We start from the raw sequence: 26,790 nt of genomic DNA on the forward strand, positions 1-26,790 counted from the left end.
GCTCGCAATGACGGAGAGGAGGAGGCTGCGTGAGTCCAACTTTCGCCGCACGCGTGGATACAGCCCCTCACCCCACCTCTCCCCGTAAGAACGGGGAGAGGGAGTGAGAGAGCGTGCTTCCCTCACTGCGCGAGAGACAGACTCACGCCGCGTGCTGATGCGCGGCGATGATCTGGTCGGCGGCGCGGCCCGTGACTTCGGCCATGTGGTCGAACGTACGGGTGAAGCTGCCGGCGCCGGCGGTGGCCGAGCGCAGCTCGACGATCAGCTCGCCGATCTCGGCTTCCGGCATCATGGCGCGGACACAGTCCCAGCCGCTCCAGCCGTCGCGGGTGTCGAAGCCGAGGATCTGGCCGCGCCGCGCCGACAGGATCGCGTTGATCTTGGCGGTGGCATCCGTCGGGCAGACGATCTCGACCACGTGGATCGGCTCCAGCAATACCGGCTGGCATTGCGGCAGGCCTTCGTTGAGTCCGACCCGCGCGGCGGTGCGGAAGGCGAGATCGGAGGAATCGACGCTGTGATAGGAGCCATCGGTCAGCGTCACCTGCACGTCGGTGACGGGGAAACCGAGCGGACCGCGCGTGAGCCCGTCGACGACACCTTCTTCCACCGCCGGGATGTAGTTGCGCGGCACCGCGCCGCCCACCACCTTCTCGGCGAATTTGAAGCCGTCGCCGCGCGGCAGCGGCTTGATGTCGAGCACGACATCGCCGAACTGGCCGTGGCCGCCGGACTGCTTCTTGTGACGGCCGCGCTGGGTGATCGGCTTGCGGATGGTTTCCTGATAGCCGATCGCGGGCGGTTGCGAGGTGACCTTGACGCCGAAGCGATCGCGCAGGCGTTCGCTGGCGACGCGCAGATGCATCTCGCCCTGGCCCCACAGCACGGTGTCGTGGGTCTTTGCGTTCTGCACGACCATGAGCGAGGGATCCTCCTCATGCAGCCGCGTCAGCGCCTGGCCGAGCTTGACGTCGTCCTTGCGGTCGGTGGCCGCAACCGAGATCGCAAGCACTGCCGATGTCGGTTCTGCCGTGACCAGCGCCGCCGGCTGGGTCTTGCCGCTCGAGACCATGTCGCCGGTCTTGACCGGATCGAGCTTGGCGAGCGCGACCGTGTCGCCGGCTTCCGCCGCGGCACGCTTGGTGTCGTAGGCACCGTTGACGGCGAGGATGCCGGAGATGCGCCCCGCGCCGCCGGAGGAGGATTGCAGCGTGGCACCGTCGTCGAGATGGCCGGCGAGCAGCCGCGTCAGCGACAGCTTTCCGCCATGCTGCGAATGCAGCGTCTTGAAGACGTAGCCAAGCGCGTCCTTGCTCTCCGGTGCGCCGAGACGCTTTGCAGTCTCCGCAACACCCGGCGCCTCGTGGCGCAGCGCCTTCATCAGGCGCAGCACGCCGTTTTCGCGCGCCGCGGCGCCGAGCAGCACCGGGCAGATCAGCCCTTCGCGCAATTCGCGGGCGAGATCGTCGAACACGGCATCGCGCGGCGGCTGGATGTCTTCGAGCAGTTGTTCCATCAGCGCATCGTCGTGGTCGGCGAGCTTCTCCAGCATCGAGAAGCGGGCCTCCTTCTCGCGGTCGCGATCGCCGCCTGCGAGCGCGATGACCTCGGAGGCCTTGTGCTCGCGATAGATGAAAGCGCGCTCCAGCGCGAGATCGACGAAGCCCTCGATCAACTCGTCCTTCCAGATCGGGATCTGGCGCAGCACCAGCGGCACGCGCGAGGCGGGTTGGAGCGTTGCGAGCGTCTCGCGGATGCGCTTGTTGGCGCGGTCGATCTTGTTGAGGAACAGGAAACGCGGAATCTTCAGCTCCTCCAGCTCGCGCAGGATGATCTGAAGCTGGGGCAGCTTCTTCTCGTCGGCTTCGCAGACTACGACCGCGGCATCGACCGCGGGCAACGCGGCGCGCATGTCGTGGGCGAATTCGACGGAACCGGGACAGTCGAGGAAGGTGTAGCTGTCGCCCATGAAACTCGTGGTGGCGGCAGTGAGGCCGACGGTCATCTTGTGATGACGGGCCTCGGGCGTGGCGTCGCCGACGGAAGTTCCGGCATCTACGCTGCCGGCACGCGGGATTGCACCCGTTCGTGCCAATATCGCTTCAAGAAGTGTGGTTTTACCGCTTTGGAATGGGCCCACCAGCGCAATGCACCGTGGACCTCGGGGACTTCTGACGTCTTGTCCCATTCGCCGCCTCCTTGGTGTGGAGCTCGGCCCATGATTGGGTCGGCAAACGCGGATGCTCTGCCCGTCCCCGAGATTTGGCAAGCGTCAAACGTCGCTGCGGTGCGTCCTTGTGATCGCGCCGGTGGAACGGCGCGATCACACGCATAATTGTTAACGGCCGGGCCGGAGTTCCAGGCTTTCGAGGCCGGCGGCGACGTTGAGTCCGACCTGGCCCTGCACGCTGAGCGGCTGGAGCGCGATCGAATTGTTGGAGCCGCCGACCAGCGCATTGCCACCGATACCGACGCCGACCGAAGCGCTACCCTGCGCGCCGGCATAATTGCCCGAGAGATCGCCGGGGCCGAGCCGGTCGACCGGCGCGAACACGCCCCAGGCCAGCGTCGTCTCCTGGGTGATGCCGATGTCGAGACCGACTTTGCGGATGGTCGCGACATAGCGATCCTCCGGCAAACCGTCGGCACGCAGGACGCAGCCGAGATTGGTCACCGATCCCACGATGAAGCCAACGCTGGCACCGCCGCGGCATTCGAGCACGCCAACCCGGACCATCCGCTGCTGCTGAGCGTCGCTGTTTGCGACGGAGGCAACGAGGCTGGCGGCAGTGAGCCCGGCGAAGATGAACGTACGGCGCATGAATGTCTCCGGCGATGAATGTGATGCGAGCAGAGAGTCGCGCCTGCAAGCGAGGCGCGACGTTCTATGCCACAAGAGTCGTAGTGGTGCCAGATCACGCGTGACGATAAGCGTGCAAACAATAAAAAGGCCCGCCAGAGGCGGGCCTTTTCGATAGGTATTTGCGACAGGCTCAGCGGAGATTGCCGCAGAAGCGCTGGATGCGCTTGCAGGCGTCTTCGAGGTCCGAGGTCTTGGTCGCGTAGGAGATGCGGAACGCCGGGCCGAGGCCGAAGGCCGAACCCTGCACTACGGCGACGCCTTCGGTCTCCAGCAGCTCGGTGACGAACTGCTCGTCGTTGGAGATCACGTTGCCCGACGGCGCTTTCTTGCCGATCGTGCCGGCGCAGGACGGATAGACGTAGAACGCACCCTCGGGGCGCGGGCACTCGATCCCGTTCGCTTGGTTGAGCATGGAGACGACGAGGTCGCGGCGCTCCTTGAACACCTTGTTGTTGGCGGGGATGAAGTCCTGCGGACCGTTCAGCGCCTCCACCGAGGCCCACTGCGCGATCGAGCACGGGTTCGAGGTCGACTGCGACTGGATGGTCGCCATCGCCTTGATGAGCTGGGCAGGGCCGCCGGCATAGCCGATGCGCCAGCCGGTCATGCAATAGGCCTTCGACACGCCGTTCACGGTGAGCGTGCGGTCGTAGAGGCTGGGCTCGACCTGCGCGACCGTGGTGAACTGGAAGTCGTCATAGACGAGGTGCTCGTACATGTCGTCGGTCATCACCCACACATGCGGATGCTTGACCAGCACGTCGGTGAGCGCCTTCAGCTCGGCCCTGGTGTAGGCAGCGCCGGTCGGGTTCGACGGCGAGCACAGGATCACCCATTTGGTCTTCGGCGTGATCGCGCGCTCGAGCGCTTCGGCCCCGAGCTTGAAGCCGGTCGCCGCGGTGCAGACCACCGGCACCGGCTCGCCGCCGGCGAGCGCCACCATCTCGGGATAGCTGACCCAGTACGGCGCCGGGATGATCACCTCGTCGCCAGGATTGATGGTCGCCATCAGCGCGTTGTAGAGCACCTGCTTGCCGCCGGTGCCGACGATGACCTGGTTCGGCTTGTAGACGACGCCGTTCTCGCGCTGAAACTTCGCGATGATGGCTTCCTTCAGCTCGGGGATGCCGTCGACCGCGGTGTACTTGGTCTTGCCGGCTTCGATGGCGTGGATCGCCGCCAGCTTGATGTTGGCGGGCGTGTCGAAGTCGGGCTCGCCGGCACCTAAGCCGATGACGTTGCGGCCCGCCGCTTTCAGCGCGCGTGCTTTATCCGTGACCGCGATGGTCGCGGACGGCTTCACACGGTCGAGCGCAGCGGCAAGGAAGGACATCGTCATCTCCTGACAAGCGTCGTGACCCATGGGTCGTCACGACTCTGATTGTGGGAATGAAGCCACCCTAAAACGTGTGCCGCTGCGCCGCAAGAAACTTCGGCCCGATCTCGAAAAAGTTTACGGATTCCGGCGTTTCGAGGCGGGATTTCCCGCAATATTCCGTAACTTTGCCGTCCGAATCCCTCATATCCGGCAAGGCCTGTCCTCGGAGCAATTTTGCGTGTTTGCCGTCGCCAAACCAGACCGTCGTCATGCCCAGGCTTAGCCGTCCGAAGGACGGCGTCGCTTTCGCTCGCCTATGTCCCGGGCATCCACGTTCTTTCTGCCGTGCGGCGAGGCGTGGATGGCCGGGACAAGCCCGGCCATCACGATGTGGAAGCATGGTGCCCTGAACCGATCGCCCCTCTCGCGGAGCAACGCATCCGCACGTTGACGCAAGCGTGATCTGATTTGCATCGTCGCGTGGAAATGATCTTCCGTGGCGTTGCAGTGCGGTAGGGTTTTCGAGTTTTTCTATTGGCTGGCTCTTGCGGCGGATTCGCATCGGCATCATTGTTTAGCCGCGTTGCGGGGCAACAAGCGCCGCGCCTTCCCGTCCTCGGTTTAGAACTCCCAGAATGTACAAGCTCTATTCGATGCAACGCTCCGGCAACAGCTACAAGGTCCGCCTTGCGCTGGCGCTGTTGAACTTGCCTTACGAAGCGGTCGAGGTGGACATTCTGCGCGGCGAGAGCCGGACGCCGGACTTTCTGTCCAAGAACCCGTCAGGCCAGGTGCCGCTTCTCGAGGTCGACGGCAACCGTTATCTCGCCGAGTCCAACGCCATCCTCTGGTACGTCGCCGTCGGCACGCCGCTCGCGCCGGAGAACCGCATCGATCGCGCCGAGGCGCTGCAATGGATGTTCTTCGAGCAGCACGCGCTCGAGCCGAACATCGGCGCCGCCTATTTCTGGCTGTCGCTGGTCAAGGGCGGCCGCGACCTCCAGACCCATTCGCTGGAGGACTGGATGGAACGCGGCTATGGCGCGCTCCAGGTGATGGAGAACCATCTCAAGACCAACGCCTATTTTGCCGCGCGCCAGCTCACGGTCGCCGACATCGCGCTGTACGGCTACACCCATCTCGCCGACCGCTGCGATTTCGACCTTTCGACCTTCCCGGCGATCCGGGACTGGCTGAAGCGCGTCGAGGCCGCGCCCGGCTTCGTCGCGATGGACTGGCGGCCGGCCGACATCGACGACCCCGCCAGCATCGCCGCCAGCGCCTGATGGCGCGGGCCTGGGCGAATAGCGGGCATAAGCGTCGTCTTTGCCGCAATCCCGCCATTTTCGTTGCGGCAGCCGCCGCAATATTGCCGGTTGAAACTGGGAAATTCTGGAAAGTCGCGGGTGATTCGCTCGCACGTTGAAGGATTTAGACCTATGATTCGGGCGTCCGGCACGGCAGGCTTTCAGGGCCAACCCGCTACCGTTTCGTCTTCCCGGCTGACCAACGCGGTCGCGGCCTCGCTCGCCGTCGCCGCGCTCTCGCTGTGCCTGATCGTCACCCTGACGGTGCTGTCGACCAAGGCGACCATGGCGATGGGCCTGCCGGTCTGATTCCCGTTTCATCCTGACCAGCCTTCAGGGCGCCGCGTGACCCGCGCCGACCGGCATCGCGACAGGACGTCGATGAAGTCACCTGTGGTAGTCGTTGCAATCACCCTGACTGCGGCCATCCTGGTCGCGGCCTCGCTGTTGATTTTCACCGGCATGCGCAAGAGCTCGGGCACCTCGACGCTGAATGCGCCCGCGTCGCTGCAACGCGTCAGGCACGCGCACTTGGTCTAAAATCATCCGAAAGCTTTGCGCGCCGCCGCAAGCCGCCCTTAAGCACTTCGCACGAATTCGCACCGCACCGGTGCAACCATCAGTCACTGTTGCCGCCTTACCTCGTTCAGGGAGGAACGAGACAGGCCCATGCGATACGGATGGCGTGCGATCTGTGGACCGGTGCTGACAGCGGCGACCCTGCTGCTGGCGATCCTTTTCGATCGCGCCATCCCCTCGCCCGCACCGCTGCTCGTCTGCATCGTGGCGCTTGCGGGCGCGCTGTCGGGTTTCGCCTCCGCCATCACCAGCGCAGCCTTCGCCGTGACCGGCACGGTGCTGCTCCTGTTCTTCCACCGAGCAATGCCCTTGGCGACCGCGGATCTGGTGCAGCTCGGCCTCCTCGCGGTGACGACCGCCGGCACTGCCGCGATCAGCGGCCTGATGCGCGAGCGGCTGCTCGGCACCTTTGCCGCCGAGCGCCAGAGCCACGCCACCGCCGCGCGGCTGTCGGCCGCGCTCGACCAGGTCGATATCGGCATCGTGCTGCTGGATGCCGAGACGCGCGCCGAATTCATCAACCGCGCGTTCCGCGATTATTTTGCGGTGCCGGACGACATCGCCGACGGCAAACCGCCCTTCGTCGCGCTGATGTATCACGGCCGCGACACCGGCGCGTTCGAGCTGCCGGAGGACGAGCTCGCCACCTTCATCGCGCAGCGCATGGAGATGGTGCGCATCGGCGATGCCACGCCGATCAACATCGCCTTGCGCAGTGGCGAGGTGCTGCGCTTCGTCTGCGCCGCGCTGCCCGACGGCGGGCGCATGCTGAGCTACACCCCGGTAACCGACCTCGTGCGCCACACCGATGCGCCCTCGCGCGCCGACTATTACCGTTCGCTGCGTGACCCCACCGGCCGCAGGCTGATCCGGCACCTGCGCGCCGCGGAATAGCGTCACAGCACGATTGATCGACGCGCCCTTCATCACGTATGAAGGTTGCTTCATCGATCGCGGAATTTCCAGATGTCGCTCACCGTTCGCTCCGTCACCAAGCAGGACTACGATCAATGGCTGCCGCTGTGGGACGGCTACAACGCCTTCTACGGCCGCTCGGGCCCGACCGCGCTCGCGCCCGAGATCACGCGGATGACGTGGCAGCGCTTCTTCGACGCCTATGAACCCGTGCATGCGCTGGTCGCCGAAAGCGACGGCCGGCTGCTCGGGCTGACGCACTACCTGTTCCATCGCAGCACCACCGCGATCGAGCCGTCCTGCTATTTGCAGGATCTGTTCACGCTGGAGGCCGCGCGCGGCAAGGGCGTCGCCTCGGCGCTGATCCATGGCGTGTACGAGCGGGCGAAACTGGCGGGATCGCCGCGGGTCTACTGGCAGACGCACGAGACCAACGTCACGGCGCAGCGCCTGTACGACAAGGTCGCGGAGCGGTCCGGCTTCATCGTCTATCGCAAGCTGTTCTAATCCCGCGCGCAGCCTGTGGATAACTACCGCTGTCACCTACGCGTTACATAGCGGGACTAGGCTCCACCTGCGTCTGATCAGGCCCCCCGTCACCGATCAAGCGCCCCAAAGCGGTCCCCGTCAGTCGCCGCGTCTGACAGGGGCCGCATTTTTTTGTCCGCTCTGCCGGCATGGCAGCAGCGCGGCGAGCAGCTTGCTGGCGCGGCGCACCGCGGTCACAATGTGCTGCTGCTCGTCTCACAGGATCTCCCATGGAAATTCGCAATCTCGGCGCCTCCGGCCTTCGCGTGTCTGCGGTCGGGCTCGGCTGCAACAATTTCGGCCAGCGCACCGACCTCGAGACCTCGCGCAAGGTGATCCATCGCGCGCTCGACCTCGGCATCACGCTGTTCGACACCGCCGACATCTATTCGAACATGGGCGGCTCGGAAAACGTGCTCGGCACTGTCCTGGGCGATCGCCGCAAGGACATCGTGCTGGCGACGAAATATTCCAAGCCGATGGCGGAGGACGGAACCAAGCAGGGCGCCTCGCGCCGCTACATCATGGCCGCCGTGGAAGCGAGCCTGAAGCGGCTGAAGACCGACTACATCGATCTCTACCAGCAGCACGACTATGACCCGCTGACGCCGATCGAGGAGAGCCTGCGCGCGCTCGACGATCTCGTCCGGCAGGGCAAGGTCCGCTACATCGGCAATTCGAACTTTCCGGCCTGGCGGATCGCCGAGGCCGAGTACGTCGCACGCGCGATGAATGTCAGCCGCTTCGTCTCCTGCCAGGACGAATATTCCCTGGTGGTGCGCGACATCGAGAAGGACTTGCTACCGGCAGCAACGGAATACAAGCTCGGCCTGTTGCCGTTCTTCCCGCTCGCCAGCGGACTTCTGACCGGAAAGTACCGGAAGGGCGAGAGCGCGCCTGACGACACCCGCTTCGGCAAGGTGCCGCGGCTGCGCGACCGCTACGTCACGCCGCGCAACGAGGACATCGTCGAGAAGCTCCAGGCCTTCGCCAAGGCGCGCGGCCACAGCATGCTCGAGCTTGCCTTCTCCTGGCTCGCCTCGCGCCCGCAGGTGTCGAGCGTGATCGCCGGCGCCACCCGCGTCGAGCAGATCGAGGAAAACGTCAAGGCGATCGCGTGGAAGCTCAGCACTGATGATCTTGCCGAGATCGACACGATCACCCTGGGCTGACGTTTGAAGCGCGGCGCTATTTCGCGCCGCGCCCCACCGTCTGCATCACTTCGAAGCCTTCGAATTGCGGATGGCCGAGATAAAGCGGCTTGTTGTCGCCGGCCTTGTGATGCGCGGCCCGAAAAGCCTCCGACTTGGTCCACGCCTCGAACGCCGCGTGGTTCGCCCACACGGTGTGCGAGGCATACAGCGTGTGGTCCTCGAGCTCGGGGCCGCGCAGCAGATGGAATTCGACGAAGCCCGGCACCTTGTCCAGATGCGTGTCGCGCGAGAGCCAGACCTGCTCGAAGGCGGCCTCGGAGCCCTTGGCGACGCGGAAGCGGTTCATGGCGATGTACATGGGTGGTCTCTCCTGATGCTCAGGCGATTATCTCGTCATTCCGGGATGCGCCGCAAGGCGCAGGCCCGGAATCCATAACCCCGATCGGGAGTATGGATTCCGGGCTCGCGCCAAGAGGCGTGCCCCGGAATGACGGCGTTTGTGGATTAGGCCACCAAGCCCTTCATCGGCCTTGCGCTTGCGCTGTCCGGGAACACCGTCTCGGCCAGCACGCGATCGGACAGGCCAAACTGGCCTTGCAGCACGCCCTTGATCACGGAGCGCAAGTCCGTGGTGGGCTTGAGGTCGCGGGCCTCATAGAGGTTGGCGGGCTTGAGGCCCGGCCAGTCGGAGATGACGCGGCCGCCCTTCACCGCGCCGCCGGCGAGCAGCGCGACGGTGGCGGTGCCGTGATCGGTGCCGTCGGTGCCGTTGATGCGCGCGGTGCGGCCGAATTCGGTGGCGACGACGACGACGGTATCGCGCCAGCGCTCGCCGAGGCCGTTCTCGAATTCGACGAGCGCGCCGTCGAGCCCGCCGAGCAGGAAGGCGAGACGCCCGACCGGGCCGCCTTCATTGGCGTGCGTATCCCAGCCGTCGAAGGCGAGCGCGGCGATGCGCGGGCCGTCGTCGGCCGCCATCAGCTTGGCGGCGCCGCGCGCGACCTGGCGCATCTGCGCGACCTGATTGCCGCCCTTCGGCTTCATGTCGTCGCCGCTTGCGGCCTTCTCCAACTGGAGGCCCTGCGAGAGGGCCATCGCCAACGCGGGATCGCGGTGACGGTAGAGATCGACGAGCCGCATCGCGGTGTCGTCGTCGGCCTGCGGCAGCGCCACCGGCGCCCAGCCGACGGTCGGCGCATTGCCGCGCAGCACCAGCGGCGTGGTCGGCCCGACCGCAAGGCCGCTCGACACGCGCTCGCCGCGCGGCAGCGCTTCCAGCGCGCGGTTGAGCCAGCCGGACTGCACCCGGCCGGGGCCGGCATAACCGCTTTCGAGCACGTCCTGGCCGTCGAAATGCGAACGGTCGCGATAGGGTGTCGCCACCGCGTGGATCACTGCGGCATGCATGTCGCGATACATGCGCGCGAACTCCGGCATAGCCGGATGCAGCGCGAAGAAGGAATCGAGCATGATCGCGGGATGCGCGCCGTCCGCCGCGAGCGCGATCGATCCGTGCAGGCCGGCATAATCGGGGTCACCGACCGGCGCGACGGTCGAGAGCCCGTCGAGCGCACCGCGCAGGATCACCACGATCAGCCTGGGATCGCGACCGTCGGCCGCGCGGGCGAATTTCGGCAAATAGGCCCAGGCCGCGAAGGAGGCACCGCCGAGCAGAAGACCGCGGCGCGAGGTGAGGAGCCGGTTCTCGACGCAGTCGATCATCATCATCTCCTCTGCATTTCCGGCGACATCAGCAGCAGCGCCAGCGCCTGCTGGCGCGATTCCGCGCGCTCGATGGTCCGCCGCGTTTCGATCGACGCCGCGTCTGCCGCTGCGAATTCCAGCAGGTCGAGCGGGTCGATGTTGTTGCCGAGCCGCGCGCCCATCTGCGCGGCGATGTCGAGCCGCAGCTTCATGCCTTCGGGCGCGGCCCAGGCCGCAACGGTGTCCGGGAAACCGTTGGGACCGGACGGCGACCACAGCGGCTGGCCGAGCAGATTGAGACCGTTCAGATAGGCGCCGGGATCCTCCGGCACGCGCGCGAGCAGCCGGCCGCTCGCGACCAGGAAATCGTAAGGGCTGCGCATCTTGGTCAGCGGCGCCTTCCAGGCCTCGTCAGAATCGACCAACGCGGTCGCCATGGCCTTGAGATCACCATCGGTCTTGACGAAGACGTCGCGCAGGCGCGCGACCAATGCCTGGGGCGGATCGTCGGCGACGAAATGACGAACGAGCTTGGTCGCGATGAAATTCGCGGTCGACGGATGCCGGGCGATGTCGGCGAGCGCCGCCTCGCCCTGCGCCAGCCCCGTCGGCTCGTAGGTCTTGCCGAGCAGCACTTGCGGCCCCGGCTGGTGCGCGTTGACGTTGAAGGCGAAGGAGCCGGGTGTGCCGAGCCCGCCTTGCCGTCCGGCAAAGGTCCAGCCCGTGATGATGCGCGCGAGCGAGGTGACGTCCTCCTGCGTGTAGCCGCCGCCGACGCCGAGCGTGTGCAGCTCCATGATCTCGCGCGCGAGATTTTCGTTGAGCCCGCGCTTGCGGTTTTGCCCCGCGCGCGAGTCCGGCCCAAGCGATTGCTGGTTGTCGAGGAAGAACAGCATGGCCGGATGCTGCTCGACCGCCTTGAGCATGTCGGCGAAGCGCCCGAGCACGTGCGGCCGGATCGCCTCGCGCTCGAACGCGCCGGCCCAGATCCGCGCCAGCTCGCCCTTGCTCGCGGAGATGCAGAAATGGTTGGACCAGAACACGACCAGCCGCTCGGTGAAGCCGCACTCGACCAGCGTGGCACGCTGCAAGCGCGCCAGCGCCTCGGCACGAAAGGTTTTCTGGATCACGTTGAGCGGCTGCGGTGCAGGTTTTGCGGCGGGCGGCGCGGCCATGTTCGGCTGCATGGTCTCGGGCTTCGCCGCAGCGTCCGCCGGCTTGGCTTCGGCCATCTGGCCGGCGATCTCGGTCGCAGCCGTGTTCAGCGAGAGATTGCGGCGCGGCCCGGGCTTCTGATCAGCCGGCGCCTGCAGTGGCGGCGCTTCGGGCGGCGTGCCGGCCTTGGCGGCGGCCTCACGTGCCTGCTTGACCTCGTCCTGATAGGCGAACACGGCCTGACCGAGTTGCGGCGTCGATTGCAGGCCGGGCGCCTCCAGCAGCACGCCGTTGGGACGCGCCAGTTCCGCCTTCACGAAACCGCGCGGATCGGACGCCGCGTTGATCAGATCGCCGGATGCCCCGCCGCGGGCGCCGAGGCCGAAGCGGTTGAGCGCGACGAGGGCGGCTTGCGAATCGCGGGCCATCGATTTGTCCTTCGCGGATTGCCAACCGCTTTCCTGGTCTGTGCGCGGCGGATAATATACTGCAGCCGGAGATGAACCCGACATGAAAATGACGGCACAGCTTTTGCGCAAATCATGACAATTCCGAAAGAATCCTCAATGCAGGGCCCGCGCCGTCTCACCTGCTCCCGCTGCGGCACCGAGTTCGGCTGCGACCTCTCGGGCACCTGCTGGTGCGCGGAGGAAACCGCGCGACTGCCGATGCCGGTCAAGGGCGAGGATTGTTTGTGCCGGGACTGTCTGCGCAAGGCGGCGGCGCGTAGCCCGGATGGAGCGCAAGCGTAATCCGGGCTACGGCAGTATCGTAGGGTGGGCAAAGCGAAGCGTGCCCACCATTTTCATTGCGCGTGTGGGGAGATGGTGGGCACGGCGCTTTGCGCCTTTGCCCACCCTACGAAGCGACAAAACTTACACCGCATGCCCCGGCGAGGTCCGCGCCATGCCGTCGAACGCGTCGAGCAGCTTCTCGCGCCAGGCGTAGACCGGATCATCCGCCTCCAGCAGCTTGAACGGGCTCGTCACGCGCGCCCACTGAAAACCGCCGAACACGATGTAGTCGGCATAGTTCGGCGCGCCGCCGCCGATGAAGGGCTGCTTCTTCAACGTTTGCCGCATCATCTCCAACGATTTGCGGAAGGCGACCACGCCGGCATCGCGGCTGGCCATGATCTCTTCCAGCGTCTTGCCGCCAAAGCGCGCCTCGCGCGATTGGCGGAAATAGGCGGCATCGACGTCGGCGAGATTCTTCGGGATGTCGGCGACGATCAGCGGAAAGATGCCGCCGACGATGGCGATGTCGCCGAAGGCGTTGATCATGCGCGCCATGGCGCGGCCGCCCTCGCCGCCGAACAGCGACGGGCGATCCGGAAACCTGTCTTCGAGATAGTTCGCGATCGTCCAGGAATCGACGACGGGCTTGTCATCGTGCAGGAGCACCGGGACCTTCTCCGAGCCGTGCGGCGCGATCGCGCTCTTCTCGGTGAAGCGCCAGGGCAGCGATTCCGCCGCCAGCCCCTTGTGCGCCAGCGCCATCCGCGTGCGCCAGCAATACGGGCTGAAGGGACGCGAGGCGTCGGTGCCGACGAGTTCGAACAGTTTGAGCGACATGGCCGGTGCTCCGTGATCGCGAACGCAGCGAAGCAATCCAGACTGCCGCCGCGGAGACATTCTGGATTGCTTCGCTGGCGCTCGCAATGATGATGTGGAGACCTCACCGCCCGTGCGTGCGCAAGAACCTCTCGCCGTCCTCCGTCACCGCGATCACCAGCCCGAGGCCTGCAACCGTCTCGCGCGCGACGTAGCCGCGGTCGGCGGCGTCTTCCCAGATGGTGAGGCGCGGGCACGAGGTCTTCCAGGTCGAAATCACCTCGGCATAGGCGCGCGGCTCGCGCGCGACCCATTCGACGAAGTCCAGCACCAGCGGATCGGCAGTCTCGCTCATTGCAAACCTCCCTTGTCGAAGGCCGCCAGCACCGGGGTGCGAACCAGGAGCCAGCCGCCATAGGCGACGTAGTAGCAGGCGATGGTGGTGATCAGCTTGTTCGACCAGACGATGAATTGCTGGTCGGTCATGGCTTCGAGAATGCGGCGCGCGAGCGTGGTGCCGAGCATGGATGCTGCGATCGCGACGCCGGCGAGCACGGGATCGAGGCTCGCGGCCTGGTCGATGATGCCGCCGAAATAGATCAGCTTGGTGAAGTGGCTGACGAGCTGGCACATCGCCTTCGTCGCCACCTTCTCGCGCCGGCCGAAATCGCCGCCGAGGAAGAAGGTGTCGAGCAGCGGCCCCGACACGCCGGTCATCAGCATCAAGCCCATGCAGATCGTGCCATAGACGGTGCCCTGCCAGAGCCTATCAGGGTCCGGCTTGATGTTCGTCGGCAGCAGCCGCGCCATGAACGGGGTGATGCCGAGCAGCAGCAGCGCCATCGGCTTGTCAGGCACGTAGCGGGTGAGCGACCAGGCCGCGAGCGCGATGGTCGCGCCGACCATATAGTTCGCGACCGGCCGCCAGCGGATATGCGCCCGCCACAGGAACGCACGCCAGCCGTTCGAGGCCATCTGCGTGATCGCATGCAGCACCATCGCGGTCGGCAGCGGCATCAGGGCCAGCAGCACGCCGATCAGGATCAGCCCGCCCGCCATGCCGAACAGCCCCGACAGGAACGCGGTGGCGACCATCAGCAATCCAAGGGCAGCGATCATCATGGGCGTCACGCGGGGTCTCCGTGGCAAGTGAGGGACGCAGACTCTGCGCTCTCCCTCGCCCCGCTTGCGGGGAGAGGGTGGGGTGAGGGGGAGCCTCCACAAGGGAGGTGGCAGTTGGACTCGCGGAGACTCCCCCTCACCCGGAATTTGCTGTCGCAAATTCCGGCCTCTCCCCGCAGGCGGGGAGAGGCGAAGAAGCAGCCTCCCGCTCAACAAAATCGGCGTGGATTACGCTGATATTTCTGCCTCGCTTGCTCCCCTCGCGCAAACTGAGTTATCTTGCCCTGGCATCAGCTTTCCTGAGGGTCGGTCATTTGCGGCGGCTGCTCTTTCTCAACGGCATCAAGGCATTCGAGGCGGCGGCGCGGACCGGCAGCTTTGCCGCGGCGGGCGTCGAGCTCAACGTGTCGGCGGCCGCGGTCAGCCGCATGGTGCATCTGCTGGAGGAGCGGCTCGGCGTCGCGCTGTTCGAGCGCAAGGCCAACCGGCTGGTGCTGACGCAGGCGGGACGCGCCTATCAGAGCGGGCTGACGCCGATCTTCGATGCGCTCGCCAGCCTGACCGCGCAGGTGACGGCCCCCTCCAGCGTCCGCGTGCTCACCATCGGCGTCGGCCACACCTTTGCGATGCGCTGGCTGATCCCGCGCCTGTCGGAGTTTCGCAACGAGGAGCCCGACATCGAGGTGCGCTTCACCACCGGCGGCGCGTCGGTGCCGTTCGGCGAGGACTGGAGCTGCGGCATCAAGCTCGGCACCGGCGACTGGCCCGGGCTGGTCGCCGAGCCGCTGTTCGCCGGCGACCTCACGCCGGTCTGCGTGCCCCGTCTCGCCGCGAGCCTGAAGCGTCCGGCCGATCTCAGGGGACCCAGCCTGATCCGCGTCGCACATTCGGCCGAGGACTGGCCGATCTGGCTGAAGGCCGCCAACCTCGCGCGCATCAATGCGCGCGGGCCGGAATTCCAGTTTTACGGCCAGGCGCTCCAGGCCGCCGCCGACGGGCTCGGCATCGCCATGGGCATCCGGCCCTACATCGACGACGATCTCGCCGCCGGGCGCCTGGTAGCGCCGTTCGACCTCTCGGTGCCCAAGGGCATGCGCTGGTATCTGGTCTATCGCAGCTTCCAGACCGAGCAGCGCGACTTTGCCGCGTTCCGCCGCTGGATCATGCGGGCGGCGTCGGAACCCGCCGCCCGTCCGGCGAGGCGCACCGGCCGCACCACAGCGCGGAACTGAAATTCAGCGGTTCCGCGGGCAAAAAACCCCGTCGCATGTGAACCGCTTCACATCCTGAAATCCGCAAACGTGGTCCCCTGACCCTCCAACAAGGCGCTCGAGCAACAGACTCGACCAAGACACTCCGGGGACTACCAATGACGACCATCTATGACGGCTTTGACATCGAATCCTTCGAAGCTGGCAAGGGGCTGTGGCACGCCCGCATCCGGCGCGCCGATTTCAGCCTGGTTGCCATCGACGGCGTGCTGTTTCCGGCCATGGAGGTCGGCTTCGCCTGGCCCGATCGCGACGCCGCGATTGCCGATGCCAAGCACCACATCGATCGCTTCCGCCGGCGGGCCGACAGCGACGACGAATAATCGGTCAGGGACGGCGAAGGGGAACCGGTCATGTCAATCACCGAATTCGACGACGGAGCGCGGCCTCGGATCTACAACCGCGCCGTCCTGTCGAATTGTCCCGAATGCGACGGCGATCTCACGGTGCTCCGCGTGATCGGCGGCCGCGCCGGGTGCGAGTACTGGACCATGCGCTGCACCGATTGCGGCGGGATCCACCTCGACATCCTCAAGCCGCATGGGACGGCCGAGGACAACGAGGGCCCGCTGCCGGCGGCGTGACGTTTCGGCCTGCTGCCAACCTGCTGTCAGCAGCCTGCGCACGGACGGGCATTCGCCCTTTCCTGAGGGGCGGACTCGTCCCATATTCGCCTCATGGCGAAGAAACCTGCATCCTCCGAAAAATCCGGCAAATCCCCCAAGTCCAAGGCTCCGTCCAAGGCCCCGTCCAAGGCCCCGAACTCGAAGGCGCACCGCCCTGACGTGCAGCCGATCGGGCCGGCGCTGGCCGAGCTGCTCAATCCCGCCATCAACCGCGGCGATGCCGGGCTTGGATCGGGCACCGGCCTCCAGCCGCCGCCGGACAATTCGCGCGACCGCCGCGCCGGGGGCGAGGCCGCCGCGCATCGCGCGCGCGCCTCGACGCCGAAGGACTTTCCTCCCCCTCCCAACCCTCCCCCGCGTGCGGGGGAGGGAAAGGGTGGGGGCGGACTCGACGAGGCGCCGCAGGCCAATTACGGCACCGCGGCCACGATCCCGACGCTCGATCCGGAACTGGCGCGGCAGCTCGGCCTGCCCACCGAGGAGGACGATGCCGAGGCGCTGGCGCGTCCGCCGCGCAGCAAAATGGAGGCGCTCGGCGTCAAGGCGACCGCGGATGCGCTGGAGTCGCTGATCCGCGAGGGCCGGCCGGAGTTCCGCAAGGACGACGGCTCCACGAAGGTATGGACCCCGCATCGGCCGCCGCGCCCGGAAAAGTCCGAAGGTGGCGTGCGCTTCGAGATCAAGTCGCACTACGAACCGCGCGGCGACCAGCCGACCGCGATCGCCGAGCTGGTCGAGGGCATCCAGCGCAACGACCGCAGCCAAGTGCTGCTCGGCGTCACCGGAAGCGGCAAGACCTACACCATGGCCAAGGTAATCGAGGCGACGCAGCGCCCCGCCATCATCCTGGCGCCGAACAAGACGCTGGCCGCCCAGCTCTATGGCGAGTTCAAGAACTTCTTCCCCGACAACGCGGTCGAATATTTCGTCTCGTATTACGACTACTACCAGCCGGAAGCGTACGTCCCGCGCACCGACACCTATATCGAGAAGGATTCCTCCATCAACGAGCAGATCGACCGCATGCGCCACTCGGCGACGCGCGCGCTGCTCGAACGCGACGACGTCATCATCGTCGCCTCGGTGTCCTGCATCTACGGTATCGGCTCGGTCGAGACCTACACCGCGATGACGTTTGCGCTGAAGAAAGGCGAGCGCATCGACCAGCGCCAGCTCATCGCCGACCTCGTCGCGCTCCAGTACAAGCGCACCCAGGCCGATTTCACCCGCGGCACCTTCCGGGTCAGAGGCGACGTCATCGACATCTTCCCGGCGCACTATGAGGACCGCGCCTGGCGCGTGAACCTGTTCGGCGACACCATCGAGACCATCGAGGAGTTCGATCCGCTCACCGGCCACAAGCAGGACGAGCTCGAATTCATCAAGATGTACGCCAACTCGCACTATGTGACGCCGCGCCCGACGCTGGTGCAGGCGATCAAGTCGATCAAATCGGAATTGAAGCAGCGGCTCGATCAGCTGCACGACCAGGGCCGCCTTTTGGAAGCGCAGCGGCTGGAGCAGCGCACCACCTTCGACCTCGAGATGATGGAGGCGACCGGAAGCTGCGCCGGCATCGAGAACTATTCGCGCTATCTCACCGGACGCCTGCCCGGCGAGCCGCCGCCGACGCTGTTCGAATACGTGCCTGACAACGCGCTGGTGTTCGCCGACGAAAGCCACGTCACCGTCCCCCAGATCGGCGCCATGTTCAAAGGCGACTTCCGCCGCAAGGCGACGCTCGCCGAATACGGTTTCCGCCTGCCCTCCTGCATGGACAACCGCCCGCTCCGCTTCGAGGAATGGGACATGATGCGGCCGCAGACCATCGCGGTGTCGGCGACGCCGAGCGGCTGGGAGCTGAACGAGAGCGGCGGCGTGTTCGTCGAGCAGGTCATTCGCCCGACCGGGCTTATTGATCCTCCGGTCAACATTCGCCCCGCCCGCACCCAGGTCGACGATCTCGTCGGCGAAGTCCGCGCCACCGCGCAGGCCGGCTATCGCTCGCTGATCACGGTGCTAACCAAGCGCATGGCCGAGGACCTCACCGAATATCTGCACGAGCAGGGCATTCGCGTTCGCTACATGCACAGCGACATCGATACCATCGAGCGCATCGAGATCATCCGGGATCTCCGGCTCGGCGCCTTCGACGCGCTGGTCGGCATCAACCTCCTGCGCGAGGGCCTCGACATTCCCGAATGCGCGCTGGTCGCGATTCTCGACGCCGACAAGGAAGGCTTTTTGCGCAGCGAAACGTCCTTGATCCAGACCATCGGCCGCGCCGCGCGCAACGTCGACGGCAAGGTGATCCTCTATGCCGACCAGATGACCGGCTCGATGGAGCGCGCCATCGCGGAGACCAACCGCCGCCGGGAGAAGCAGGTCGAGTACAACACCGCCAACGGCATCACGCCGGAGAGCGTGAAGAAGCAGATCGGCGACATCCTCAACTCCGTCTACGAGCGCGACCACGTGCTGGTCGAGGTCGGCGGCCACGACATGACCGACGACGTCATCTCGATCGGCCACAATTTCGAAGCCGTGCTCGCCGATCTCGAAACCCGCATGCGCGAGGCCGCGGCCGATTTGAACTTCGAGGAAGCCGCGCGCCTGCGCGACGAAGTCAAGCGCCTGCGCGCCACCGAACTCGCGGTGGTCGACGACCCCACCGCCAAGCAGCGCACCGTCCAGGGCAAGGCCGGCGCCTATGCCGGCACCAAGAAGTACGGCGACGCGGCGAACCTGCCCGTCAGCGCGATGAAGAGGAAAACCGTGAGCTCCGCGCTGAAGGCCAGCGGCGTCGGCAGCGGCTCGAAGGTGCACAAGCCGCATCTCGACGAGATGCACGGCCCGGAATCGCTGCCCTACCGCGAGAAGCCGAGCCTGCCCGCAAAGCCGTTCGGCAGCACGAGCCGGATCATCCAGCCGACGGACTCGCGACAGTCAGGACCGGAGTTCGGCCCCACCCCGCGCTCCAGCGGCGGCGCGCCGGGGCATCGCGGCGGGTGGAAGAAGAGGTAGGGGGGTTCATCCGCGTTGTTCGTGGTTATGGATTCCGGGCTCGCGACTTCGTCGCGCCCCGGAATGACGAGGGAGAGATATCTCCCTCACCCCACGCTCGCCGTCACCACGGCCATCACCGACAGCAGCAGCACGATGGTCACGAGCTGGAGCGAGGCGACCGGCTGGGTGCGCCAGGCGGTGATCTTGTCGGATAGCGACAGGTGGGCCTCGAAGAACTTTGGTTCGTAGACGGTCTTGAAGAAGGAAGGGAAGCTCGGGCCCAGGGCCACCGCGAGCAGCGCGTGGGCGAGCTAGGCGATTGCGACGAAGATGGCGACGCCGGGGTCGCCGACGCGGTCGTGGTTACCGAGCAGCTTGAGCAGCATCGCGGCCGTGGCGAAGGTCGGGAAGCTCTGGAGGGTCGCGGTCAGCGCGAGGCCTTCGAGCGCGTTGTGCAGGCGGGACTTTCTCGCGGCGATCGTGGCGGCCATGGCACGTCTCCCTGGTGACATGGGGATGACGTTAGTCGCGATGCCGCACGGGTGATGTGAGTTGGGTCACGCGCCTTTTTGGCGCCGGAACAAGAGGCGAGATGGATTCCGGGTTCGCGCCAAGTGGCGCGCCCCGGAATGACAGGGAGCTACAGCTTCCCCTGCCCGTTCACCTGGCCCTGCTGTTGCCGCTGCCTTTCCTGTTCCTTGGCGTGGTGCCGGCCGTAGAGGCAGCCGGCGGCGGCGCCGAGGACGCCGTGATGGCCGGCATAGTGGCCGGCGACGCCGCCGACGACGGCGCCCTTGATGCAGCCCTTGGCGTTGGCGGTGGAGGTCGCACCACAGATGAGAAGCGCGGCAGTGACGGCGAGAAGGAGGGATTTCATGGATCGATGTCTCCGGATGCGGTGTCGGCGTCTCAACGGGCGCGGGCGCATCGCGGTTCCACGCGCCTGCGCGGCCCCGGCATTGCGCAAGGCGATTTCGTGCAGGCGCACGGGCGCTCAACCCATAATTGCAGCCATGAACCTGGCATTGCGCTTGCGCGTCATATCGACTGCAACACTCCTGTGGTTTCGCGGATTGCCGGTGCGCGAAACCGCGCGTTAGCGTTGCGCAACGCCATGCGGCCAATGAGGACGGGCGGAATGACAGTCGAGAAGCTCAATCGCCAGCGCGTCGTGCATCTGCTCGACGCCTTCGCGCGCGGCGACATCGAGGCCGCGCTGTCGTGCTGCACCGACGATGTCGACTTCCTCACCCACGCGCCGATCGACATCCTGCCGCACATGGTGCCGCGCCACGGCAAGGCCGAATTGCGCGCGCTCTGGCAGACGGTCTGGGTGCGCTATTCGGAGATCCGCTACAAGGCGCCGCACATCGTCGCCGAGGGCGACGAGGTCGCCACCTACATGCAGACCTATTTCAGGAAGCGCAGCAACGACCGCGTCGTGCAGTTCGACATGGCGGTGTTCTATACCTTCCGCAACGGACAGGTGGCGCAGATCCGCGAGATTATCGATTCCTACGATCTGGTGCAGCAGGTGCTGGAGCGCGAGATCGGACCGCTGATCGTGGGGGCGCGGGTGGACGGGGTGTAGCCCAGGGGCCAGGACGACACCGAGGATGTGGCGCAGTTCGGGTTCCACAAGCCCCGCACCCGGAAGATTACGGGGTTCTGTTGTAAATCTCACAAAACGCGATCAATTGTGCATTGCGAAAACGTGAATTGCGTTTTGGCCGAAATTCCGTATTTTATTCGCATACAAACGAGTTGAGCCGCCCCGAGGCACGTTTCCTGTGCATCGGGCTGCTTTCCGTTTTTTTTGCAAGCCAGCTTCAGGACTGCCCAAAATGACAGAGCACAGCCTCTGGCGTTTCTCGCGCGCATTGCACCGCGCGATCAACGACCGGCATTTCGAGAATATCGAGGCCCTGATCGACGAGGACGTCGAGTGGGCGCTCTATGGCCCGATCGACATGTTTCCGTTCCTCGGCGCACGCCAGGGCAAGGACGCCGTGCTCGACGTCATCCGCCAGCTCGCCGACAATTTCCAGGTCCGCCGCTTCGATCGCGAGAGCATCATGCTCGGCGTCGATTCCGCCGCCTCGATGCTGCGCTATTCGCTGACGGCGCTGGATTCCAACAAGCCGATTTCCTTGCGGGTCGCGCAGTTCGCCCAGTTCAGGGCGGGCAAGCTCGTCAGCTTGCGCGTGCTGATCGACACCTTCGACCTGGTCGAGCAGGCACTCGGCCGTGCCATTCATCTGCCGAAGATGAGCAGCGTCGGCTGAGGGGGGACGCCAACGGGCCCCGCTCTTCGGGACCGATGACGATGCGTGGTGCGACGTCCTGGCCTCCAGCCCCGCCGGATGCCGTCGTGCCGGAAGCCCGTCGTCGGGCGCGCGCCTCTCGCGCGGCCCGTTGGTTCGCCATTCCAGTTGTTTGAGCATGTTTTTTTGGAGAACCGCTGCACACTTTGCCGGATCATGTTCTGGGCGAGGCGAGTCGCCATAATTTCGCAACGATAGATCAGCATCCTTTGCGCGGAATGGCGCATGCTCACTGCAGAAGGCCGATATATATTATCGGACAGCATGCGCCGGGGTTCGCGGGCAGGACGATGGAATTCTCGACAGGTTTTGGCTGGACCAGGCTGCCGGTGCTGGCGGCCGCGTTCATTTTGGGCTCGGTGCTGACGGTCTCGGCGCAGATCATCCAGCCCTTCTCCGCGGCCACGCCCGACGAGGACGCCGAGGCGGCCGAAGCCCCCGACGCCAACGACCCCGACGTGCTCAAAGGCATCGACGTCGACAAGCTCGACTGGGGCCAGCTCGCGATCGACGCCGGCACGCTAAACGACCTCATCGCCGCCAAGAAGCGCGCGCAGGCCGCCGCCAATGACGGGATGAACTGGTCGTCGAACGCCAATGCCAACGGCTCCTCGGCGGTGACGGTGAAGCAGTCGGTATCCTCGTTCTGGGACGCCCGCATCGGCGCCGACATGACGGTGACGAGCGAGCCGCGGACGATGTCCGAGCTCTTGGCGCAGAAGGCCGCCAATGGCGGCAACCTGCCGCAATCCTCCGGCAGCGCCTGGGCGGCGGCGACCGCGCCCGGCGCGGGCCCGATCTGGGACAAGACCGCGGTGGAAGCCCGTGTCGACCCCGGCGCCGAGCAGAGCAAGCTCGGCGCGTCGCTGACCAAATCGGTGCCGCTGTCGGGCGACACGTCGCTGACGCTGCAGAACGGCTACAGCGTCAACCAGCAGGGCACGACCGCGGTCCCCGGCATCGGCGGGCACATCACGCGCAATTACGAGACCGACCAGTCCGCCAAGGTCACCCTCACCGACACCGGCACCAGCATCACCGCCGGCCAGACGCTCTCGACCACCGACGACAAATGGCTGCGCAAGTTCGGCGCCGAGCAAAAGCTGTTCGACAACGTCACCGTCTCCGGCTCGGTCGGCGAGACCTCGCAGGGCGCGATCAACAAGAGCCTGACGGCGGGGTTCAAGAAGAGCTGGTGAGTGTGTTTTCGCCTCTCCCCGCTTGCGGGGAGAGGGAGTCAGACACCGGCCGTGCCGCGAAGGCGCTCCGCCGCAGCCGCCGTTCAGACATTCCTAACCATACGCCACGGCAAAACCCCCGAATGGTCCGCCCTTGCCGCATCTCGGCCTAGTTACGGTCAAAATCCGACGCCCTGATGGGGATCGCCTTACAGACGTCGTCGTGCGGGGGACACTCGCGCTGCGCTCAACGCGAACAGGGGAACAACGATGAACGCCATTCGTCCGGAAAAGATCGAAGCCGCCGAGACCGAGACCGTCGACAGCAATCTGGCCGCGGTGACCGAGGTCGAAGCCGGCATCCGCGACTTCGTCCGCAACGACATCGCCTATCTGCGCCGGCCGGCAGCGACGACCACCGACGCACCGCCGCTCGATCCGAGCGCGGAGGCCACCGTCACCAACGTCAACTCGCTGATCCAGCGCGTCGCCGGCACCTCGCTCGCCGAGATCGAGAATCTGATCTCCGAGCTCGAGAGCCTGCGCGACCTGCTCCATGCCGAAGGCCAGCGCGTCCAGCGCGAGATCTCCGGCTACGCCCAGCTCAGCCAGGCCGCGATGAAGTCGACCCGCATGATCGCCGACAACGTCGCGCAGTGGAAGCGCGCCGCCGACGGCCTGCGCAACAGCTGATCGGTCAGCACCCGGCATCACCGGCCGCCGCGTTCCGAAAGGGGCGCGGCGGTTTTGATTCCGGGGCGGTGTGAATGCGCGTGTCCGCACGCTGTCTCCCCAATGCAGGCGTCATCGCCCGCCTTGTGCGCACTTGCGCACTGGAGCGGGCGATCCAGTATTCCAGAGACGGCAGTGATTGAGCGGAGACGCCGCGGCGTACTGGATGCCCCGGACAAGCCGGGGCATGACAGCGGAGGGCTTGGCAGGCGGCCACGCAAGTACGTCGGCCAGAGCCCCCCTTTGAACCCTCCACCCCTCCCCGGCGACCAATGCCAGGCGCCCGTCGGTTTTACGCGGGCTCAGGGGGACATTTCATGGAAAGCATTCGGCCCGACACCACGGAGCCCATACCGCTGCGACCCGCGCCGAACCAGTTCGGCACGATCATGCTGCGCTTCGTTGGATTATTGGCGGTTGCGATCGCAGTGCTGGCGTTCGTCTATAGCCGCTGAGCGGAAGCCGGACACCGGCCCCGAAACGTTAACGAGCTCTTACCGGGCGGCTTCCACGGTCGAGGCTTCCAGGGTGTAGGCGCCATCGGCATAGCCCTTCACCACCATGCCGGCGACCAGCATCACGGCCAGCGTCGCGGTCGCAAAGATAAATCCGACAAACTTGAGTGCGCCGCGGTCTGCCATGGTCCTCGTCCCCTGTACTCTGCCCAATTCGTTTCAATTAGACAGCGACAGGTTCATAATTGGTTAGCAACTCGATGGTTCCCCCAACTGCTTCGCGGGTAACCATGTTGCGCAGGCTTATGGCAGCCGCCCGGAATCGCGTCCATAGCGCGCGGGCAACACTCGCGCGCTCTTTTCCGCCGTTCATCTTGGAACTGATCTAACCGCCCTTCCGCATCGGCACGAAGGCTGAGGCGGTGATGGCATAGACCTCTTCGCCGCGCTGGTTGGTGCCGGTGGTGCGGGCCGTCAAAATGCCCCAGCCGGGGCGCGAGGCGGAGCTGCGCTTGTCGATGACGACATTGGCGTAAGAAACGGTATCGCCGGCGAGCACCGGCCGGATCCAGCGCAGGTCGCGAAAGCCCGGTGACGGGCCCCACACCGCAACCTCCTCGCCGCGCGCTGCGGCCTCTCGCGCCAGACGCTGGCCGTCCGCGACAAGCAGGCTCATGCAGGCCGACCCGACATGCCAGCCCGAGGCCGCGAGCCCGCCGAACAGCGAGTTCTTGCCTTCCTCCTCGTCGAGGTGAAAGCGCTGCGGATCGAATTTTTGGGCGAATGTCTTGATCGACTCCGCGGTGAACGTATAGGCGCCGATCTCACGGCGATGGCCGATCTCGATCTCCTCGAAAAACGGCATCAGACCGCCCCCTCGCGCCGCTCGATCAGGATCGGCGAGGTCATCTCGCACAGCGCCTGCCCCGTCGCATTGCGCACGGTGCACTTGAACTTGACGATGCCGAGCCCGGGGCGGCTCTTCGAGGTGCGGGCTTCCACGACATCGACGTCCAGCATGAGGTCGTCGCCGGGCCTGAGCGGCGACAGCCAGCGCACCTCGTCAACGCCGGGGGAGCCGAGCGAGGCGGCGCGGGTGATGAAGCCGTCGGCCATCATCCGCATCATCAGCGAGCACAGGTGCCAGCCCGAGCCGGACAGGCCGCGCAGCATGCTCTTGCTGGCGGCGTCCTCGTCCAGGTGCATCGGTTGCGGATCGAACTCGGCGGCGAAGGCCAAGATCTCGTCGCGGGTGACATGGCGCGGGCCGAACGTTCCGAACCGGCCGGGCGGGAAGTCTTCAAAGGTCAGGGTCATCTTGGGATTGCTGGCGGAAATGACAGATTGTGGCCGCACTTTGCGGCAATCTCAACCCGCCGGCCCGCATGGCTCGTGCTACATTCGACGCGGCGATTCTGGCCTTGAGTCGGGTCAACCGAGGGCCGAAGCCCGATTTGACAAGGCCCGATTTGTCCGGGGGAGAGCGATGTTTTCATTCAGCGACCTGTTTCAGTGGGACCGCTTTATCACGCCGACGATCATCAAGACCTTCTACTGGCTGGTGATCGCGCTGATCTGCCTGTTCGGCCTCTCCGGCATCTTCTCCGGCCTAGCTGCGATGGCGATCAGCCCGTTCGGCGGCTTCCTGGTGCTGCTGTCGTCGATCGCGAGCGTCGTCGTCGGCATCGTGTTCTCGCGCATCGTCGCGGAACTGATCCTGATCGTCTTCCGCATCAACGAGCATCTCGGCGCGATCCGGGATCAGGGCGGCGGGATGCGGTAGCCCGTCATTCCGGGGCGCGCGCAGCGCGAACCCGGAATCCATCGGGCCTCAGAACAAGTGGATGAATGGATTCCGGGCTCGCGCCAAGAGGCGCGCCCCGGAATGACAACTCCGGCTTACGTATTGAACCGGAAATGCATCACGTCGCCGTCGGCGACGACGTATTCCTTGCCTTCGAGGCGGAGCTTGCCGGCATCGCGGGCGCCGGCTTCGCCGCCGAGCGCGACGTAGTCGTCAAACGCGATCGTCTCGGCGCGGATGAAGCCTTTCTCGAAATCGGTGTGGATCACGCCGGCCGCTCCCGGCGCCTTGGTGCCGCGATGGATGGTCCAGGCACGCGCTTCCTTCGGGCCCACCGTGAAATAGGTGATGAGGTCGAGCAGCGTGTAGCCGGCGCGGATCAGGCGGTCGAGGCCGGCCTCTTCGAGACCCAGCGTCTCCAGGAAGTCGGCGCGTTCTTCGCGCGAAATGGTGGCGATCTCGGATTCGATCTTGGCCGAGATGACGACGGCGACGGCTCCTTCCTTGGCGGCCTGCTCCTGCACCGCCTTGGAGAACGAATTGCCGGTCGCGGCCGAACCTTCCTCGACGTTGCAGACATAGAGCACGGGCTTGGACGAGAGCAGGCCGAGCATCCCGAAGGCGCGCTCCTCCTCCGCCTTGCGCTCGACGAGGCGCGCGGGCTTGCCCTCGCGCAGCAGCACCAGGGTGCGGTTGACGAGGTCGAGCTGCTCCTTGGCGTCCTTGTCGTTGCCCTTGGCCTTCTTGGTGAGGTTGTCGACGCGCTTCTCGAGGCTGTCGAGGTCGGCGAGCATCAGCTCGGTCTCGATGGTCTCGATGTCGGCGAGCGGGGCGATCTTGCCCTCGACATGGGTGATGTCGGAGTCTTCAAAGCAGCGCACGACATGCGCGATGGCGTCGACCTCGCGGATGTTGGCGAGGAACTGGTTGCCGAGGCCTTCGCCCTTGGAGGCGCCGCGCACGAGGCCCGCGATGTCGACGAAGGTCAGCCGGGTCGGAATGATCTGGCCGGACTTGGCGATCGCCGCAAGCTTGTCGAGCCGCGGATCGGGCACGGCCACCTCGCCGACATTCGGCTCGATGGTGCAGAACGGATAGTTCGCAGCCTGTGCCGCGGCCGTCTCGGTCAGCGCATTGAACAAGGTCGACTTGCCGACATTGGGCAATCCGACGATCCCGCATTTGAATCCCAC

The 26,790-nt window shown here is 65.9% G+C and carries 34 protein-coding genes; 17 read left to right on the forward strand and 17 right to left on the reverse strand.

All coding sequences use genetic code 11. The annotated features are described in order from the left end of the window. Positions 1–142: 142 nt before the first annotated feature. The 4 genes from ACE10W_RS34765 to ACE10W_RS34780 all read right to left on the reverse strand — a co-directional run bounded on the left by ACE10W_RS34765 (position 143) and on the right by ACE10W_RS34780 (position 4,455). The gene (locus tag ACE10W_RS34765) at positions 143–2,191 is read right to left on the reverse strand and encodes an elongation factor G (RefSeq protein WP_011090149.1); all 2,049 of its coding nucleotides are present in this window, start codon (positions 2,189–2,191) and stop codon (positions 143–145) included. 150 nt (positions 2,192–2,341) lie between these two features. Next, on the reverse strand, positions 2,342–2,824 hold the full coding sequence (locus ACE10W_RS34770) for a DUF992 domain-containing protein (protein WP_304548382.1): 483 nt from the start codon (positions 2,822–2,824) through the stop codon (positions 2,342–2,344). 172 nt (positions 2,825–2,996) lie between these two features. Next, positions 2,997–4,199, reverse strand: a complete 1,203-nt coding sequence (locus tag ACE10W_RS34775; protein ID WP_028174694.1) for a pyridoxal phosphate-dependent aminotransferase — start codon at positions 4,197–4,199, stop codon at positions 2,997–2,999. A gap of 67 nt (positions 4,200–4,266) precedes the next feature. Further along, on the reverse strand, positions 4,267–4,455 hold the full coding sequence (locus ACE10W_RS34780; protein ID WP_038965400.1) for a hypothetical protein: 189 nt from the start codon (positions 4,453–4,455) through the stop codon (positions 4,267–4,269). 364 nt (positions 4,456–4,819) lie between these two features. On the opposite strand from ACE10W_RS34780, the gene ACE10W_RS34785 reads away from it, so the two are divergent. From ACE10W_RS34785 to ACE10W_RS34810, 6 genes are all read left to right on the forward strand, one after another. After that, a complete protein-coding gene (locus tag ACE10W_RS34785; protein WP_011090153.1) occupies positions 4,820–5,470 on the forward strand; it encodes a glutathione S-transferase family protein in 651 nt (216 codons plus the stop codon). Between the two features lie 153 nt (positions 5,471–5,623). Continuing rightward, positions 5,624–5,800: a hypothetical protein gene (locus tag ACE10W_RS34790; RefSeq protein WP_007596747.1), complete on the forward strand. Its 177-nt coding sequence runs from the start codon at positions 5,624–5,626 to the stop codon at positions 5,798–5,800. A 36-nt stretch (positions 5,801–5,836) separates the two neighbouring features. Continuing rightward, entirely contained in the window at positions 5,837–6,031 is a 195-nt protein-coding gene (locus ACE10W_RS34795; protein ID WP_011090154.1) for a hypothetical protein, read from the forward strand. Positions 6,032–6,160: 129 nt separating this feature from the next. Beyond that, positions 6,161–6,964, forward strand: a complete 804-nt coding sequence (locus ACE10W_RS34800) for a PAS-domain containing protein (protein ID WP_011090155.1) — start codon at positions 6,161–6,163, stop codon at positions 6,962–6,964. Positions 6,965–7,036: 72 nt separating this feature from the next. Further along, positions 7,037–7,492, forward strand: a complete 456-nt coding sequence (locus ACE10W_RS34805) for a GNAT family N-acetyltransferase (RefSeq protein ID WP_027548413.1) — start codon at positions 7,037–7,039, stop codon at positions 7,490–7,492. Between the two features lie 251 nt (positions 7,493–7,743). Beyond that, positions 7,744–8,685 carry an aldo/keto reductase gene (locus tag ACE10W_RS34810; RefSeq protein WP_011090157.1) on the forward strand — a complete coding sequence of 314 codons (942 nt, stop codon included), beginning with the start codon at positions 7,744–7,746 and terminating at the stop codon, positions 8,683–8,685. Positions 8,686–8,701: 16 nt separating this feature from the next. Here ACE10W_RS34810 and ACE10W_RS34815 read toward each other — a convergent pair whose 3' ends face one another. The 3 genes from ACE10W_RS34815 to ACE10W_RS34825 form a co-directional block, all read right to left on the reverse strand. Next, positions 8,702–9,025, reverse strand: a complete 324-nt coding sequence (locus ACE10W_RS34815) for an antibiotic biosynthesis monooxygenase (RefSeq protein ID WP_008544592.1) — start codon at positions 9,023–9,025, stop codon at positions 8,702–8,704. Positions 9,026–9,171: 146 nt separating this feature from the next. After that, on the reverse strand, positions 9,172–10,389 hold the full coding sequence (locus ACE10W_RS34820; RefSeq protein WP_038967274.1) for a DUF1501 domain-containing protein: 1,218 nt from the start codon (positions 10,387–10,389) through the stop codon (positions 9,172–9,174). Positions 10,390–10,391: 2 nt separating this feature from the next. Next, positions 10,392–11,954, reverse strand: a complete 1,563-nt coding sequence (locus tag ACE10W_RS34825) for a DUF1800 domain-containing protein (protein WP_038967275.1) — start codon at positions 11,952–11,954, stop codon at positions 10,392–10,394. 114 nt (positions 11,955–12,068) lie between these two features. Between ACE10W_RS34825 and ACE10W_RS34830 the strand changes: the two genes are divergently transcribed. Next, on the forward strand, positions 12,069–12,278 hold the full coding sequence (locus tag ACE10W_RS34830; RefSeq protein ID WP_011090160.1) for a cysteine-rich CWC family protein: 210 nt from the start codon (positions 12,069–12,071) through the stop codon (positions 12,276–12,278). 123 nt (positions 12,279–12,401) lie between these two features. Here ACE10W_RS34830 and ACE10W_RS34835 read toward each other — a convergent pair whose 3' ends face one another. The 3 genes from ACE10W_RS34835 to ACE10W_RS34845 all read right to left on the reverse strand — a co-directional run bounded on the left by ACE10W_RS34835 (position 12,402) and on the right by ACE10W_RS34845 (position 14,210). Continuing rightward, a complete protein-coding gene (locus ACE10W_RS34835; protein WP_028174688.1) occupies positions 12,402–13,100 on the reverse strand; it encodes a glutathione S-transferase family protein in 699 nt (232 codons plus the stop codon). Positions 13,101–13,203: 103 nt separating this feature from the next. After that, a complete protein-coding gene (locus ACE10W_RS34840) occupies positions 13,204–13,434 on the reverse strand; it encodes a hypothetical protein (RefSeq protein WP_011090162.1) in 231 nt (76 codons plus the stop codon). Then, positions 13,431–14,210, reverse strand: a complete 780-nt coding sequence (locus tag ACE10W_RS34845; protein WP_271555175.1) for a sulfite exporter TauE/SafE family protein — start codon at positions 14,208–14,210, stop codon at positions 13,431–13,433. The genes ACE10W_RS34840 and ACE10W_RS34845 overlap by 4 nt, the downstream gene beginning before the upstream one ends. A gap of 305 nt (positions 14,211–14,515) precedes the next feature. Between ACE10W_RS34845 and ACE10W_RS34850 the strand changes: the two genes are divergently transcribed. From ACE10W_RS34850 to uvrB, 4 genes are all read left to right on the forward strand, one after another. Next, complete coding sequence (locus tag ACE10W_RS34850) at positions 14,516–15,433, forward strand: LysR substrate-binding domain-containing protein (RefSeq protein ID WP_028174686.1); 918 nt, start codon at positions 14,516–14,518, stop codon at positions 15,431–15,433. A gap of 137 nt (positions 15,434–15,570) precedes the next feature. Continuing rightward, the gene (locus ACE10W_RS34855) at positions 15,571–15,795 is read left to right on the forward strand and encodes a hypothetical protein (RefSeq protein WP_028174685.1); all 225 of its coding nucleotides are present in this window, start codon (positions 15,571–15,573) and stop codon (positions 15,793–15,795) included. Between the two features lie 30 nt (positions 15,796–15,825). Beyond that, complete coding sequence (locus ACE10W_RS34860) at positions 15,826–16,056, forward strand: hypothetical protein (RefSeq protein WP_060910467.1); 231 nt, start codon at positions 15,826–15,828, stop codon at positions 16,054–16,056. 93 nt (positions 16,057–16,149) lie between these two features. Further along, positions 16,150–19,122: an excinuclease ABC subunit UvrB gene (uvrB, locus tag ACE10W_RS34865; RefSeq protein WP_304548399.1), complete on the forward strand. Its 2,973-nt coding sequence runs from the start codon at positions 16,150–16,152 to the stop codon at positions 19,120–19,122. An 86-nt stretch (positions 19,123–19,208) separates the two neighbouring features. Here uvrB and ACE10W_RS34870 read toward each other — a convergent pair whose 3' ends face one another. The 3 genes from ACE10W_RS34870 to ACE10W_RS34880 all read right to left on the reverse strand — a co-directional run bounded on the left by ACE10W_RS34870 (position 19,209) and on the right by ACE10W_RS34880 (position 19,981). After that, entirely contained in the window at positions 19,209–19,394 is a 186-nt protein-coding gene (locus ACE10W_RS34870) for a hypothetical protein (protein ID WP_304548401.1), read from the reverse strand. Positions 19,395–19,415: 21 nt separating this feature from the next. Then, positions 19,416–19,595: a hypothetical protein gene (locus ACE10W_RS34875; protein ID WP_304548403.1), complete on the reverse strand. Its 180-nt coding sequence runs from the start codon at positions 19,593–19,595 to the stop codon at positions 19,416–19,418. A 149-nt stretch (positions 19,596–19,744) separates the two neighbouring features. After that, on the reverse strand, positions 19,745–19,981 hold the full coding sequence (locus tag ACE10W_RS34880; RefSeq protein ID WP_304548405.1) for a hypothetical protein: 237 nt from the start codon (positions 19,979–19,981) through the stop codon (positions 19,745–19,747). Between the two features lie 261 nt (positions 19,982–20,242). On the opposite strand from ACE10W_RS34880, the gene ACE10W_RS34885 reads away from it, so the two are divergent. The 5 genes from ACE10W_RS34885 to ACE10W_RS34905 all read left to right on the forward strand — a co-directional run bounded on the left by ACE10W_RS34885 (position 20,243) and on the right by ACE10W_RS34905 (position 23,793). Beyond that, on the forward strand, positions 20,243–20,695 hold the full coding sequence (locus ACE10W_RS34885) for a nuclear transport factor 2 family protein (protein WP_304548407.1): 453 nt from the start codon (positions 20,243–20,245) through the stop codon (positions 20,693–20,695). A gap of 253 nt (positions 20,696–20,948) precedes the next feature. Continuing rightward, entirely contained in the window at positions 20,949–21,389 is a 441-nt protein-coding gene (locus ACE10W_RS34890) for a nuclear transport factor 2 family protein (protein ID WP_304548409.1), read from the forward strand. Between the two features lie 329 nt (positions 21,390–21,718). Continuing rightward, positions 21,719–22,627, forward strand: a complete 909-nt coding sequence (locus ACE10W_RS34895; protein WP_304548411.1) for a hypothetical protein — start codon at positions 21,719–21,721, stop codon at positions 22,625–22,627. 249 nt (positions 22,628–22,876) lie between these two features. Further along, positions 22,877–23,299, forward strand: a complete 423-nt coding sequence (locus ACE10W_RS34900; RefSeq protein WP_304548413.1) for a hypothetical protein — start codon at positions 22,877–22,879, stop codon at positions 23,297–23,299. Between the two features lie 356 nt (positions 23,300–23,655). After that, positions 23,656–23,793 carry a hypothetical protein gene (locus ACE10W_RS34905; RefSeq protein WP_165448177.1) on the forward strand — a complete coding sequence of 46 codons (138 nt, stop codon included), beginning with the start codon at positions 23,656–23,658 and terminating at the stop codon, positions 23,791–23,793. 39 nt (positions 23,794–23,832) lie between these two features. Here ACE10W_RS34905 and ACE10W_RS34910 read toward each other — a convergent pair whose 3' ends face one another. The 3 genes from ACE10W_RS34910 to ACE10W_RS34920 form a co-directional block, all read right to left on the reverse strand. Further along, positions 23,833–23,979, reverse strand: a complete 147-nt coding sequence (locus ACE10W_RS34910) for a hypothetical protein (protein ID WP_027545961.1) — start codon at positions 23,977–23,979, stop codon at positions 23,833–23,835. 199 nt (positions 23,980–24,178) lie between these two features. Then, on the reverse strand, positions 24,179–24,658 hold the full coding sequence (locus tag ACE10W_RS34915) for a MaoC family dehydratase (RefSeq protein WP_060910462.1): 480 nt from the start codon (positions 24,656–24,658) through the stop codon (positions 24,179–24,181). Beyond that, complete coding sequence (locus ACE10W_RS34920; RefSeq protein ID WP_304548416.1) at positions 24,658–25,110, reverse strand: MaoC family dehydratase; 453 nt, start codon at positions 25,108–25,110, stop codon at positions 24,658–24,660. The genes ACE10W_RS34915 and ACE10W_RS34920 overlap by 1 nt, the downstream gene beginning before the upstream one ends. Positions 25,111–25,279: 169 nt before the next feature. Here ACE10W_RS34920 and ACE10W_RS34925 point away from each other — a divergent pair, with 169 nt between their 5' ends. Beyond that, complete coding sequence (locus ACE10W_RS34925) at positions 25,280–25,576, forward strand: DUF4282 domain-containing protein (RefSeq protein ID WP_018648333.1); 297 nt, start codon at positions 25,280–25,282, stop codon at positions 25,574–25,576. A 116-nt stretch (positions 25,577–25,692) separates the two neighbouring features. Here the strand turns inward: ACE10W_RS34925 and ychF are convergent, their stop codons facing one another. Beyond that, positions 25,693–26,790: a redox-regulated ATPase YchF gene (ychF, locus tag ACE10W_RS34930; protein ID WP_011090173.1), complete on the reverse strand. Its 1,098-nt coding sequence runs from the start codon at positions 26,788–26,790 to the stop codon at positions 25,693–25,695.

Origin of the sequence: Bradyrhizobium sp. B025 (assembly GCF_042257955.1) — a bacterium.
In the GTDB taxonomy this organism is placed as follows: Bacteria; Pseudomonadota; Alphaproteobacteria; order Rhizobiales; family Xanthobacteraceae; genus Bradyrhizobium; species Bradyrhizobium diazoefficiens.